This window comes from Acinetobacter sp. 25-47-122 (assembly GCF_056779695.1).
On sequence record NZ_JBWYIJ010000014.1, the window covers coordinates 24,234 to 38,791 of the forward strand.

The following is a 14,558-nucleotide window of genomic DNA, read 5'->3' on the forward strand; positions in this document are numbered from 1 at the left end:
CTCTAAACAAAAACTGAGTTAGAACATGCGCCCCAACTCAGTTTGTTTGTTATTTTGATAATTTGTATTCTTCGGATAATTGACGCATTTCATCCGTTTGTTTATAGACGTATGCTTGGATTTCCTCGCCTGTCATTTCAAATGGGAGTAAATCTTGGTTTTCACGTACTGCATCAAATTTCTGATCTACCATCATCTTGTCAAAGGCATTTTTCCACCAACTATATGCTTCATCACTCACTTTAGGTCCCATATAGAAACCACGTATCACAGGCCATTCCAGGTCATAGCCTTGTTCAAGTGCTGTCGGCAAACTTGCAAATTTGCCTTCCAAACGATTTTTAGAAAATACAGCCAGTACACGGATTGAACCTGACTGTAAATGTGAGCCAATTTCACTGACGTTCCCTACACCGACTTGAATGTGCTGACCTAAAAGTGAAGTGAGAACTTCACCCCCACCCTCTAGAGCAACAAAACTCATATCAGCAGGATTGATACCTGCCTTTTTCGCCAAAATTGCGGTTTGCATCCAGTCCTGACCACCGACACTCCCAGCACCACCAAAACTGATTTTCTTTGGATTGTCCCGCAACGCTTTCATGAGATCATCAAGGTTTTTAAGAGGTGAATCCTTGTGAACAGCGACAAGACCATAATCAACCGCAACGCCTGAAAGCCACTTCACATCTTTCTCTGTGAAATTACCGAATTTGCCTTGAGCTAAGTTCAATAGCGATCCCGTTGAAAATGCTACAACAGCGTTGTTATTTGCAGGATCGTTGTTGACGATTTTGTTATAAGCCACTGCACCTACACCGCCTGGCATATAAGTTACACGCATTGGGTCAGTCATCACGCCAGTTTCTTTAAAACCAGATTGTATTAATTTACAGGTCATATCGAATCCGCCACCTGGCTTAGCAGGTGCAATACATTCTGCACGCTTAGGTTGACCAGGTTCTTTGGAGGCATTTCCTGTACCACAGCCCATTAACACAGCGCCCGTACATGCCAATGCTAACCATTTCATTTTTTTCATAGCAAACTATCCTTATTGCTGAATTATTAATTGATGTATGTCCATGTTTTACCTATTTCCAATCTAAGCCTCTGGCCTAGATTGGTCTGGGTCTTTACTTCGTTTTAGCTCGTTGTTTTGCAATTCGCTCTTCGACAGCGAACTTTAATAAAGCTGCACTGCGGTAGAAACCGTGAGCGAACTTACCAAAGGGAATTGTTAAGAAGAAAGTCATGACAGTCGCTAGATGAATAATCAGCAATAACGCCATGGCTGAAGTATCACGGAATGCCAACAACAATAAGCCTGTGACACTGATCAGCAGAAGCAAGAAAATAAATCCACGGTCCATTGGCTTTTGCTTCACATCACCATGTAAAGGATGACGTTTAATATTGAGATATAACAATCCTACTGGGCCAATGATTAAGCCAATCCCACCCAACGTACCTAAAATTACGGGTAAACTGCTGTAGGCATATGGTGCTTGAAGACCAAGAAAATAGTGATAGAACGTTGCAACGCTTGTTGCTGCAAAACAGAGTAAAAAGCCATACATCGTGAAGTGATGATAAACACGACGGATTTGTGTATATCGATCATCTTCTTCATTACACCCTTTGCCATGCCCACCATCTAAATATTTGAGCGTCAGAACATTTTTAGATGCTTGTAGAATATCTGGCTGCGCCACGCCTTCAGGAATAATTTTAGAGGTTTGCTTCCAGAATTTAGCAATGCCTAAACCCAATAGCACAAACGCTAAAATAAACACTGAACCAAACAGCACTGCTAAGAAATTGTGAGGAAAAATGGCGTAGAAATCACCTTGGTAGCGACCAAATAGATCGGTGCCATTCATCCAAACACCTGCCAACATCAGTAAGAAAAATAGTACTGACATTGCAGAAACCAGTGGAATGCCTGTTTTTTGATAGATTGATCCAAATGCAGCAGGGACTGCAAATTCTTGATAAGTCTCTAATCGAACTTGTGCCATGGCTTGCGGAATATTGACGCCAAATTCATGCGGTGGCGCATATTGGCAAGCATGTAAACATGCACCACAGTTATGACAAAGATTAGCCATATAGTGGATATCCGCCTGCGTAAACTCAAGACGTTTGGTCATGGCAGGGAAAACCGCACAAAATGTTTCACAGTAACGACAAGCATTACAAATCTGTAAGGCTTGTTTGACTTGATATTCGTTCTGACTCAACTGCACGATAGGAATTAAATTTTTTGCATTGGCATTCATAATTAAACTCCCAACATCAGTGCAGCATTCGCCGCATTTTTTCCTGCAATACGACCAAATGTCGTTCCAATTGACATCCCCACACCTGCGGTATAACCCTGACCTAACACATTGCCAGCCATCATTTCACCTGCAACGAATAAATTTGGGCTTGGCCGATTATTGAAACGAACGGCCGCATCATCCTCTACTTTTAAGCCGAGATAAGTAAAAGTGATCCCCGGACGAAGTGCATAAGCATAGAAAGGGGGTTGATTCAGCGGAACAGCCCAATGGGTTTTCGCAGGGCTTAAATTTTCAGTATGACAATTATCAAGCACAGTATGATTAAACTCACCAACAACACAGGCTTGGTTAAACTCATCCACCGTTTTCGAGAGGGTCGCCACATCTAAATTTAGCTTTGCTGCTAACTCTTCAATGCTATCTGCTTTCGTGCCTTCAAATACGGGGGGCATGAAACGTCCAACGGATTTTGAATCAATTATTGAATAGGCAATTTGATTCGGCTGCTTCGCAACTAAACGCCCCCAAATCGCATAACGTTTTGGCCAGAAGTCTTCACCTTCATCGTAGAAACGCTCTGCATTTTTGTTGACGACAATCCCTAAAGATACACAGTCAATACGGGTACAAATTCCACCATCATATAAAGGAGCACGTGCATCGACAGCGACACAATGCGATTGAGATGGATCGCCAATGATATCGGCTCCTTGATCCATCATAAATTTGAGTAAGTTGCCTTGGTTGAAACGTGTACCACGAATAATAAAATTATCCGCTGGCCACTCACCATTTTCGTTTTGTCCCCAAGCTTCTTTAAGCCATGCGATGTTCGATTCAAAACCACCTGCAGCAAGAACACAAGCCGCTCCTTCAAAACGTGTACCATCTTCAGCAATAGCAGCTTTGAAAGTATTGTCTTCTATGTCCAAGTCAACAATTTTGGTGCTATAGCGAACCTCAACACCTAAATCTTGTGCGCTTCTAAAATAGGCATTAACTAAAGCTTTTCCACCGCCCATAAAAAATGCATTAGTACGTGCGACATGCAGTGCCCCTGACAGCGGTGGTTGGAAATTCACCCCATGCTTACGCATCCAATCTCGACAAGTTGCTGTACTTCGAATCACCAAGCGTGCCAAATGTTCATTGGTCTTGCCCGCGGTAACTTTTAACAAATCCTGCCAGTACTCTTCCTCAGGATAAGCGTCCACCAAAACATCTTGTGGTGCGTCATGCATACAACGTAAATTACGAGTGTGCTGAGAGTTCCCCCCACGCCACTCTTTGGGTGCAGCTTCCAATAATAAGACAGATGCGCCTTGTTCTCTTGCTGTCAGTGCAGCACACAATGCGGCATTCCCACCGCCAATCACAATTACATCATGCATTCGATGTCTTCCCTCTCGAATTTGATGTAATTTAAGACTAAAAGTGCGAATTAACGTGATAGGCAGAATTTAAATAGGTGTTTAATAAAATTAAATAGGTTAAAAGTCTAATAACTCAGCACTTGGCCATAGTCCTTTCTGAATCAAGCTTTTAACTGTGCTTTTAATCGCCACTTTAGTTGCTAAGCTCGCGGGTGAAAGCTCTTCTTCAGCCAAACTAATTAAATAATTAATTCGATCAAGTTCTGGTTCAACCACTTTTAATAAACAAATATCCGACTTTAGATAATCAAAATGTGCACTGACAGGTTGAATGGTTGCCATGTTTAAATTGCTAACACAATTCATCAGAAGATGTAGACCATCTACTTCATAGTCAACATCTAATAATTCAACTTTTTGATCAAGAAATTTACGCAAACCATGTCTCTGACTTGGCAATACAAGTGGTAAGCTATTCACTTTTTCTAAATCAATTTTTCCTTCTAAAATACATTGTTCATAACCCTGCTCTTTTAACAAAGCACAATTGGCCATCATGAACATTTGCTCTTTCAATAAAGGTTGAACAGCCCAGTTACTATCGACATCTTTAGTAAAAATGATCGCAATATCTAGTTGCCTTGCATTGACTAAATTGGTGAGATTACCAGATAGGCTCTCGACTAAATGAATTTTTATATCGGGATAACGCTCCGACATTAGTTGCATGAAGGGAATGCCGAGTACTGATGCAATACTGGGTGAAAATCCCACACTCACATGACCTGTCAAGCGTGATGAATGCGCCGCTTCTATTGCATATTGCGCATGACGAAGTGAAAGTTGTGCCTGTTTGAAAAACGCTAAACCTGCAGGCGTTGGAGTCACACCTGTAGAGTTACGTTGCAATAACCGTGTACACAGCTCATCTTCTAACTTTGCAATTTGCTGGCTAAGTGCTGATGTGCCCACATCTAACTTCTGCGCAGCTTTACCTAAACTTCCTGACTCAACAATCGTAATAAAGTATCTAAGTTGCTTCAGTTCCATATGCCTCCCCCTACCCATACGAATATTAAATAAGCATCGTACTTTTTCGTTTTATCAGTTTTAATTAGCAATAAAAAAGCCACTTAAAAAAGTGGCTGATTTATAACAAGAATTTTGGTGGAGATGGCGTCGATTGAACTCAAATCCTAAACCAATGATTTCAAAGCTTAATTTATATAATAGATAAATTTTGTACCCAATATTTACCCAAATTAGATTTAGTGAATTGAATACTAAAACTAATTTTGTTCAAACCCACTTCTAGGATTTGAATTTAGGTACTGAGTTTAACATGTATGGATTCAATATAAAACGGTATGTTATATCATTACTTTTATATGTTTCTTTTTTTCATGTATCATTTGATAGTACAATTTCAGGGACAAGGCTATGTTTGAAAATATTGATGCTTTAAAGAAAAAATTAGATCAGCATCGTCCTCTTTCTCCTGCTATTGTAAAAAACCTTCAAGAAGATCTTATTCTACGTTGGACATATCACTCAAATGCAATTGAAGGCAATACGCTTACATTGCTAGAAACAAAAGTAGTTTTGGAAGGCATAACTGTTGGTGGAAAAGCTTTACGAGAACATTTCGAAGCAATCAACCATAGAAATGCTATCTACTATGTTGAAGATATTATTCGAAAAGAAGAACCGTTTTCTGAATGGCAGATTCGCAATATTCACCAACTTATCCTAAAAAATATTGATGATGACAATGCAGGACGTTATCGCCAACAAAACGTATTGATTTCAGGTGCTACCACTACTCCACCCGACTATACATTATTGAATGACAAGATGGCTCAGCTCGTGGATTGGTATAATTCCGAAGCGCACAAGCTTCACCCTATTGAACGTGCTGCTAAAGTACATGCCGATTTTGTTGGCATTCATCCATTTATTGATGGCAATGGACGTACATCTCGTCTCTTAATGAACCTTGAGTTACTCAAAGCTGGATATCCGCCTTGCGTTATTACAGTCGAAAATCGCCTAGCCTACTATGAAGCTCTGGATCAGTGGATGGCTTATGGAAAAACTGAGCCTTTCATTCAGTTGGTTGCTGAAGCTGTGCTAGAGGGGTTTAAACCATATCAATTAATTTTAGGAATCTAAAAATTCCCTATTATTTTTTCAGAATGATGATAGGGAAAATATTAGGTTATTAGCAACTCTGATATTTTAAACAATCACACTAGTCTATTAATTGCATTAACTCTTTACTCACATCCGTTTTCGGTTGAAGCATATCTGTTGCAAGTACGCGTTTACTCCCTAAAAGTCTATCCAATTTCACTTCAAAAGTTTCTAATTCCTCCCCATCAGGTGCAGAGATCGTTGGGTAATACACATAAACTTCTTTCTGCTGACCGATACGATAAGCGCGGTCAGTTGCTTGATCTTCTTTAGCAGGATTCCAGCTACGTGTATAATGAATAACATGATTTGCCGCTTGGATATTTACCCCGAACCCTACTGCTGTAGTAGAAAGAAGAATTACATTAAATCCTGGCTTTTCTTGAAACTTATCAATTAAATTTTGTCTAGTTAACCCACTTTTACTGCTTGTATTGGTATCGCCATTTACAGTGGTGACATTTAAGCCAAAACGTTCCATTAAAACGCGCTTCAGAAATACTTGGATTTCTCTAAACTCCGTAAAAATAATGGCCTTTTCATTCCTTTGCTGAATCATCTGCAGGGTATTGAACAACCAATCTACTTTTGGTGAATCTTTGAGTGTTGCCATTGGATCTTCTGCTAAAGGATGTGCACAAATCATTCTCAATTTGTGTAAGCTACTGAGCATGGCGCCACGATTTCCCTCAGCAGACAACTTACGAAAATGTTGGGCCACATCGGCATATAATTTTCTTTGTAAGTTAGAAATATGAATTGTTTTACAACTATCTACTTCAATTTTAGGTGGTAAATCAGCCACATCATTTTTCATTCGTCTTAGGACTTGAGGATCAATCAATGCTCTCAGCTCATTTAAGACTTTCTCATCACTGACTTCAGCATCTTCTATCGGTCTACGATATTTTTTCCCAAACTCATTTAACGGACCAAGTAAATTTTCCTGAATAAAATCGAATAGACACCATAAATCGGTCAAAGAGTTTTCCACGGGTGTACCGGTACAAGCAATTTTAAAATCCGCTTTTTGCGCTTTAGCCGCTTTAGTCACCATTGAGGTTGGCACTTTAATTTTTTGTGCTTCGTCACACACCATGATCCCCCAGTCTTCCCGTGCCAAAGAGAATTCTAAATCACGTAAGGTTTCATAAGTGGTTAACACAATCTCTGCATCACCACGCCAGTCTTCTTCTAACAGATGCGTAATGCCATGATTTTCACGCAGCTGTGCGGATATCAAGTGTTTAGGAATTTTTCTTGTTTTAAGATGATCGCCATATAAGCTTAAAATTTTAGGAAATTGGCGACTAAAAAAGCGATTGGCTTCCGCTTCCCAGTTTTCAAGTAATGAAACCGGCGCAACCACGAGCACAGGCTTTTTATTTTTGGCATTTTCCAAATATTCGCCAATAAAACATAATAGCTGTAAGGTTTTACCTAAACCCATATCATCCGCCAATAGACATCCACTGACCTGTTCAGGCGCATATTGATGGAGATGCTGTAGCCACGCAACACCATAACGTTGATGCTGTTTTAAACTAAATTCGCTTTGCCTAAAACTTGTTGGCAATCTTGGTGCAGGAAAATTGTTTCGATCAAATGCAAGTTGTGCTGCACGTTGTTTACTATACTCAGCCTCATCAATGTTATTAGCAATTAAGAGCGTATCTCTCTTTTTTTTCTGAGCAGAATTTTCTTCTTGCCTCACTTCTTTGTTATTCAGTGCATGATGTTTTTGACGTAATTCTTCTAAAAGTTGTTTGCTTTGCTCAATTGACAACTTTTGATCCGCATGTGGCAACGCCACTTCTGTTAAACCATCCTGTTCTGCAGCTTGAATACATTTTTCAAGTGCAGTAACCATGTCCTCTAGTTGAGCATCAGTATCAGTCTGATCATATAGATCAATTAAATGCTGTGGTAACCAACCTGATTCTCCACTGTTTCTCTGAATAAATTCTGAATGAAGCTTTGGTGCTTCACCAATGCCAATGACTCGATCACTATAGTTCGATAAATCCAAAACTTGCTGTGCTTGTGCTGCATCCTGATATTTTTGGATGGTCTCTAAGTCTTGCTTGAGTGTTTTTATCTCTTGGTCTAAAACACTTGTACGTTCAATTTCATAACCCGCCCATACAAAAAATGGCGTATTTCGTTCATATGCCTGAATGAAATATGCGCTTTGTTCTAGATTACTCAGCGCTAAGACAATTGGGTTTGTATCTCTTTCAGAATTTTCGAGCAAGTTGAGCGTTGCCGAGGTATAGAGATTTAATTCATTGTAATTTTTGTGAATACTTAAGGTGTAGCTGTAAATTTCAGCTTGTTGTTTGGCTGCTTCAAAACTTTCAGGTGTCACCACATCTAGAGCATCTTCGCCCAACTGTGCAAATGGATTATGTAAAAATGCCTGAGCTTGCTCACCTGCCACACGCCGATTTGGCATTTTTTTAATTTCTTGCAGCACATGTTTCACCTCAGGCTCAATCACAACATGGGCAATTTCCCCATCTGGCAAACTAATACTGTACTGATCCTGAACCTGCTGATATTGATCAAACGTTGTTAACCAGTCATTTGGCGCTTCATCGAATACCGGCTGTACTTCGACCACCGCTTCTTGGCTAATCAGATTTTTTCTTAAATTTAATTGTAGCTTTTCCGGTGCCAATACAATGGTTTTTCTTAAAAAATTATCTAAATTGGCATTGGCTTTTTTGGCTAGATTTCTAATCTTAGCCAAATATCTTTGATTTAATGCTTTATCTTTATTTTGTATTCTTGAAAATTCTTTTAGCTGCTCTACGACTTTAAAATTTTGTTCATTCAACAAATATTCTTGACCATCTATTCTTAAAATGGCGCCAATACGCTCAGGCTGATTTTTGAGTCTAATATTTTGTTCATTCAGCCAACCATCTAAAATGATTTTAAAAGTTGAATCGCTTAAACCACCTTCACTTTTAATGATTGGGCGTACATTGGCTTTACTAGGTAAATGTAATAGATGAATCACACTTGCATGATCTTCATCATTTAAAATCTGGAATAGTTCTTCCCAAGGTAAGACATAGCCCTCATCCGTCAAATATGCCAGAGCTTCTTCTTCAAGACTTTGCCAATAGAAATCCGCATCCGTCATAGCATTTCGTAAAGACGGATACGTAATACCTAAGTCATTGTAGGTTAAGGACTGTGTTGGTGCTTGTGGCACGTGCGCTTCAATAACCTCATCAGCTGACTTCTTTCTTTTCCAAAATGCTAATTTCATAGTCTATAGCTCTTTACCTTCTATTTCTCGAAAAAATTCCAAGACGTGCTAAAGCATTATCAAAACGAGGTTGCCAGTTACCATTTCGTGTCTGACGATCTATACAGGTTTCCTGATTCCTCAATGATTTAATATCTATTCTTCCAACATAATCTTTATAAGGCAATCTATTATAGAAGTAACATGCATGACCTTTTTCTGAAAAATCGACAATATAGATATTGCCTATTTTTAAAAGAAACGCATTATTTGTTGATGTTGTTGACCCACTTAGCTCTTTCAGTCTCCCCCTATTCATTTTTCTAAAATTAAGATGTTGGTGTCGTGTAGAGTTTAATGCGCTAGTTCCTAGGAATATTTGAGAGAAGCTAATTTGGTCAATATATCTCATCCAATATTCAAATCTTTGAACATCTGCTTTTTCACTAAATAGATTAAAGAACGCTTCCAAGTCGGCTTTGACAAACCATTGAACCACCATACGTTTTGTATCAGGATTTACATTATTCCAACCTGCTGAAGAATCATATTGTGGATTCCCCCATTGATCTAATGCCATTTGCTTGAGTGTTTCATGTACCTTGTCACGTTCAGATGTTTTTGCATAACGCTCTAACAACGCCGCTAGAATATCTCGACGATATAAGCTATTCTGCTCTGACAGCGTAATAAAACGTGCAATAGATTTGAAATAGTCTTTTTCATTCATCTGTCGAATGGACTGAATAGAAGACTTGATTAAATCATCCCAAAACCAACTATTCGGTGCAATTCTTAGACTTTCGAGTTCCTTTTGAATCCCACTCGCATCATTGTCTTGTAAGAACTGTTTCACAAATGCTTTGGTTGGTGTATCAGATAAAATGTCTGCATGATCAATTAAAGTTGTCATCCATTGTTTTGGACGTTGCGTACTTTTATAAACATTCGACTTATGACGATTCAATATATCTCGCAATGTCAACCAAACCGCTGGCTTCGCTGCAATATCTTCTTTCGCTAAAGCAAAATAACTATACAATAATGGAAAATAAACCAAGTTAATGATGCTCTGTTCTGCTTGATTAAAATGCTGAACAATACGTTTGCCAATATCATTAAAAATAAGTTTTTCTTGGGTATCCGGCAAAACCTTACTTAATGCCCAAGCTAAATTTTTCCAATCTCTTCGAGTAAATTGTTCAAATCCTGAATGCTCAAGTTTCGAAATCGTTTTGAATATTTTGGCGTCTACTGGAATTGCATTTTCAAGATCATCAAATTTTCGCTCTAATACCTGTAAGGTTTTCGTTAAACGTACAGGCTGAACAAACTTACTATATGTAGTTTCTTTAGGGAAAAGCTGGCTTAAACTATGTTCTAACCGACGTTGCAAACGTTCTATTGTCATCGCATTACCTCGCCAACTGACAAGTTTCAACAGGAGATGAGACGAAATGTGGCTGTGGTTCAGCATTTTCCTTTTCTTTTAAGCCATAAAACTGCATTCTTAATTCCACACGCCGCGAGGCTTCTTTACTGTCCTTTGCTGAGTTAAATGAAACACCACCTGCTAAGAAAAGCTGTTTCACTTGCTGTTTTTCCTGTTCAGTTAAAGACAAACCTGAACTAAACTTTGGATCAAGTAAGCTACACATCACCCATTCTGAACGTCTTAAACTTAAATTAAGATTGTATAAATAAGAGCCATCCGTATCAGTAAAACCCTCAATGACAATTTGTTTAAACCATTTTTCACCTAAAGGATTATTCGCTTCCTCAAGAATAATCGGCACGATGGTATTGAGGCGGTGACGCCCCACCTCATTTAAACGATAGTCATTATGTGCAAAACGTCCAGCTTCCCCAAAATTGATACGGTTGTTTTTACAGTCCACTTCAATGCCAGCATCTTTTAAACGTGCACTGTTCTGAATATTTTGACAAATATTTAAAATATCCGCATTACGCTGATCTTCTGCTTGCGTCGCTTCATTAATTTTCTTGGTCACAATCATTAAAGACACAGCCATAACCACAAGAAACAAGGTCATTAAGGCCGTCATCAGATCGGCAAAAGAAATCCAAAATGGCTTTTCACCTTCATCTTTAGATCGTGAGGTATTAGAGTACCGATTACCAAACATGACTTAAGTACTCCAATATTAATGTTTCTTCTGAGTCACAAGCTCTTCAAGATCTTCAACAAACTTACTTAATCCTTCAATCCCGACTGACAAGCGTTGAACTGCTTGATCAAGTGTATTGTCATAAACTTTAAGCGAGTGATTCAGGCTAGTTTCAACAGAAGTACCAAAGCTTTGAAAACTTTTCTCCATCACGTCGCCAATTTGATCAAGATAATCCTGCATTTCTTTCTTCACTTGATTTAATGCAGAAGTCATGTGATTCATATCTTCAAGCATTTTGCTACTCATACCAACTTCTGTCTGTGCTTGTTGAATAAGCCCTTCAAGTGTCGCGATTGCCTTATTCACACTGTCTTGTGAGTTTTTATAATCACCGAGCAAGGAAATCAGATTGCTACTTGCGCTTGTCAAATGGGTGGATGTTGTTGTGACCTCTGAAATCAACTGTGATGTTTTATCTGTAACCGTGGTTAACGATGAACCTGCCGTATTAAAGTGATCTGCAGCAAGACGCATTTTTTCAGCACCAGTATTCATTCCTGAAATACTTTCTGTGGTCACTTGTGTCAGTTTATCCATATTGTTTTTATATGCATTTACAGCATGTTGGCTATGCACAATCAATTCTTTGATTTCTGCACCCAAGTGATCAATCAATGCTGAGGATTGCTCATGCAATTTTTGCTGGTTGCTAGCAACTAATTCATCTTGTTCCATACGTTGTTTTGCAATATCTGCCATTACATTCGACATGGTGCCACCCATATGGCCAATTAACTCAGATACCTTGCCATTTAACTGCTCAATTGCATATTGTCCCTGCTCACCAATTTTTTCAGCACCTTGCGATAAATGTTCCACCATTTGATTCATTTGCTCAGACATCGCATTTTGCTTCGCCTGAATATCTTCAATCATTTTAGTGATCTGCATTTGCAAATTTTCCGATGCACTTTCACTATTGAGTTTCATATCTGTAATAAGCTGGCTAAACCCCAATTGCATTTCTTTCATCGCAGATACAGATTGAGTCATCATCTCGCCCATGCCCTGCATTTGTGCACCAAAAGTAGATTCAAGTTTGGACATAAACCCTGTTAAAACATCGGTAATTAACTCTTGTACCCGACTACCCTGATCTCCACTAACCTGTTGTACACTTGATGCAATCTTGTCTAACGGTGCTTGCAAAGTATCTGTAATGGATTGACCAATTTGCGTCGCCATATCCTGACTTGTTTTGGCATAACTCTCGGTGAGTTGGCTCGCAAATGCGAGTTGATTCTTTTTATTTTCCTCGACTAAGTTTGTCATCATTACTTTTAAATCATTGACCAAACTGTCTTTTAATTGACGTGCATTGGTTTCATTCGCTTGACTAGATTTTAAAAGTTGTGCGAGATACTCTTCACCTGTTTCATCAGGTTCAAATTTCAAATCAATGACGCTAGTCAGTGTCTCGAGCTTTGCATAGCATTCTCTTAGCCAATACTTTTCTTTCCAAGTAATAAACATTGCAATACAGATCGCAAGCCCAGATGCCATAAATGCCTCACCAACACCCCCTAAAAGTAAGGCAAGACTGTTTTGGACTTTGGATGGATCACCAGCTGGATCAAAAGCTAGCAAACCAAATAGCAATCCAACAAAGGTAGCAATAATACCAACACCGGTAATAATGCCCGGAATGTGTTTATAGAAATCAACTTTCAGTGGTGTATCAATAATCGCGATTTGAGAAAAAAAAGCATCGCTTGAAACAGTTGATCGGGAGGCAATAATTTTTGACTCACCATCGACTTCTTCACGAATATCATGCAGAGAGTTCTTATAATTCTCCCAAGCATGTTTCAGTTCGCCATCTTCTGAAAAAATTTCGTCAAGCACATGTTTAGCTGTATGTGACTGCTGATCTTCTTTCAATTTTTGAATAATTTCATCAAAATTCTGCGCTAATCTCTTGGCAGGAAACCAATATTGTTTGACAAAAAAATACATTACAAAGGAGACAAAAATCACCATTGCAACCGGTATGACATAATAACTTTGTAAAAATTCTGCTATTGTCAAAAAACTCACTGCATACCCCATAGTATTTTTATAAATTACAATTAGAAAATTATATCAAACAACTCAATATGAATATCTCTTCTTTACTATGTCTAGGATAAAGAAGAGATATTTTAGAAAAACTAATTGGTGTTTAAAGACAACTTTTCCAAGATTTTTAGCTTAGCTTGATCAAGTAAATCTGGATTAGTTTTTAGGCTTAATGACTCTCGTGCTTTATTCCCCAAGAAATATGCAATTCTTTCAGCATTTGCACCAGATGGGTGTGGCAATCCAAACAATACCTGCTGGTCTTGTAATGATCCCTGCTGAATTAGATACTCAAAAACTTGGCTAACTTTAGGGCCAAGAGGAATATAAATTGCTTTCGGCAATTTGCTAATTTCTTCCATTAAATAGACATCAATCATGTCACGTAATAACGGGTGTTTCAGCATATTAGGTGTTGACCCACTATAATCTTTACCATTAATAAATACAGGGTGCCTTAATACAGAAGTCGTATGCACTAAATAAGCATCTTTATCAAAAAGACTTGAAGTACTTGATATACCTAGCTTTTTATGTAAGCCAATATGGTCTAATAATTTGATCAAATTTTTACGTAGTGTTCCACTAAATGCCCCTTCATTCTTAGCTATTTTAAGAACATCCTCTTGCTCTAGCCCTTTCATTAAAGATCTTTGCACAGATGATAAAGCATTAAATAATTGAGTTTTACCTGGAGTTATACCTACTAGGACTACTTTCGCTTTTTCTGATACATAATCAAACGGAATGTAGTAACTACTAATATTTCCATGTTCCAAGATTTTTAATGAATCTAAGGCTGATAAATCTTTCGAATTTTCCAGATTCACTTTTTTAATAGCTGTAAGCATTTCTGAGTAAGATTTAGTAGCCATATTTTCCTATTTAAAAAACTTATTAAGAAACAATTAAGTTAAAACATTTCTTGTAATCAATAAAAGTTATTCTTCAATTTTTATTATTTTTGAGGTGGTGGCAGTTTAACTCACCCAAAATCACTAATGAAATCTAAGCATTAAAAAAATTAAGGATCTAGATTTTTACCCCAATTTACCCCATTGTCTTATCAGCCTTTCCAGTACGTCACAAATTGTCGTAATAACTAGTCTTTTAATATTTCTAGCCAAATCTTTTAAATTTATTTTTATCTCTTTTTTGCTAATATTCAGTTCAACTTCCATTCAAGCTTTTATAC

Annotated in this window: 10 protein-coding genes; 1 reads left to right on the forward strand and 9 read right to left on the reverse strand. The window is 38.1% G+C overall.

What is annotated here, in order from left to right; all coding sequences use genetic code 11:
• Positions 1 to 49 precede the first annotated feature (49 nt).
• From AC1M9P_RS12790 to AC1M9P_RS12805, 4 genes are all read right to left on the reverse strand, one after another.
• Positions 50 to 1,042: a Bug family tripartite tricarboxylate transporter substrate binding protein gene (locus AC1M9P_RS12790; RefSeq protein WP_481587846.1), complete on the reverse strand. Its 993-nt coding sequence runs from the start codon at positions 1,040 to 1,042 to the stop codon at positions 50 to 52.
• Between the two features lie 94 nt (positions 1,043 to 1,136).
• On the reverse strand, positions 1,137 to 2,282 hold the full coding sequence (tcuB, locus tag AC1M9P_RS12795) for a tricarballylate utilization 4Fe-4S protein TcuB (RefSeq protein WP_481587847.1): 1,146 nt from the start codon (positions 2,280 to 2,282) through the stop codon (positions 1,137 to 1,139).
• Between the two features lie 2 nt (positions 2,283 to 2,284).
• Positions 2,285 to 3,679 carry an FAD-dependent tricarballylate dehydrogenase TcuA gene (gene tcuA, locus AC1M9P_RS12800; RefSeq protein WP_481587848.1) on the reverse strand — a complete coding sequence of 465 codons (1,395 nt, stop codon included), beginning with the start codon at positions 3,677 to 3,679 and terminating at the stop codon, positions 2,285 to 2,287.
• Between the two features lie 99 nt (positions 3,680 to 3,778).
• A complete protein-coding gene (locus AC1M9P_RS12805) occupies positions 3,779 to 4,711 on the reverse strand; it encodes a LysR family transcriptional regulator (RefSeq protein ID WP_481587849.1) in 933 nt (310 codons plus the stop codon).
• A gap of 390 nt (positions 4,712 to 5,101) precedes the next feature.
• Between AC1M9P_RS12805 and AC1M9P_RS12810 the strand changes: the two genes are divergently transcribed.
• Positions 5,102 to 5,833: a Fic family protein gene (locus AC1M9P_RS12810; protein ID WP_481587850.1), complete on the forward strand. Its 732-nt coding sequence runs from the start codon at positions 5,102 to 5,104 to the stop codon at positions 5,831 to 5,833.
• Positions 5,834 to 5,912: 79 nt separating this feature from the next.
• On the opposite strand, the gene AC1M9P_RS12815 is transcribed toward AC1M9P_RS12810, so the two are convergent.
• From AC1M9P_RS12815 to AC1M9P_RS12835, 5 genes are all read right to left on the reverse strand, one after another.
• Positions 5,913 to 9,134 (reverse strand): DEAD/DEAH box helicase, encoded by a 3,222-nt coding sequence (locus tag AC1M9P_RS12815; protein ID WP_481587851.1) that lies wholly within the window; start codon positions 9,132 to 9,134, stop codon positions 5,913 to 5,915.
• A 13-nt stretch (positions 9,135 to 9,147) separates the two neighbouring features.
• The gene (locus tag AC1M9P_RS12820; RefSeq protein ID WP_347454423.1) at positions 9,148 to 10,524 is read right to left on the reverse strand and encodes an EH signature domain-containing protein; all 1,377 of its coding nucleotides are present in this window, start codon (positions 10,522 to 10,524) and stop codon (positions 9,148 to 9,150) included.
• A gap of 4 nt (positions 10,525 to 10,528) precedes the next feature.
• Positions 10,529 to 11,260 carry a type I Zorya anti-phage system protein ZorB1 gene (zorB1, locus tag AC1M9P_RS12825; RefSeq protein ID WP_104489538.1) on the reverse strand — a complete coding sequence of 244 codons (732 nt, stop codon included), beginning with the start codon at positions 11,258 to 11,260 and terminating at the stop codon, positions 10,529 to 10,531.
• A gap of 18 nt (positions 11,261 to 11,278) precedes the next feature.
• The gene (zorA, locus tag AC1M9P_RS12830; protein ID WP_481587852.1) at positions 11,279 to 13,342 is read right to left on the reverse strand and encodes an anti-phage ZorAB system protein ZorA; all 2,064 of its coding nucleotides are present in this window, start codon (positions 13,340 to 13,342) and stop codon (positions 11,279 to 11,281) included.
• Positions 13,343 to 13,455: 113 nt separating this feature from the next.
• Positions 13,456 to 14,238, reverse strand: a complete 783-nt coding sequence (locus AC1M9P_RS12835) for a uracil-DNA glycosylase family protein (protein WP_272341555.1) — start codon at positions 14,236 to 14,238, stop codon at positions 13,456 to 13,458.
• Positions 14,239 to 14,558: the final 320 nt, after the last annotated feature.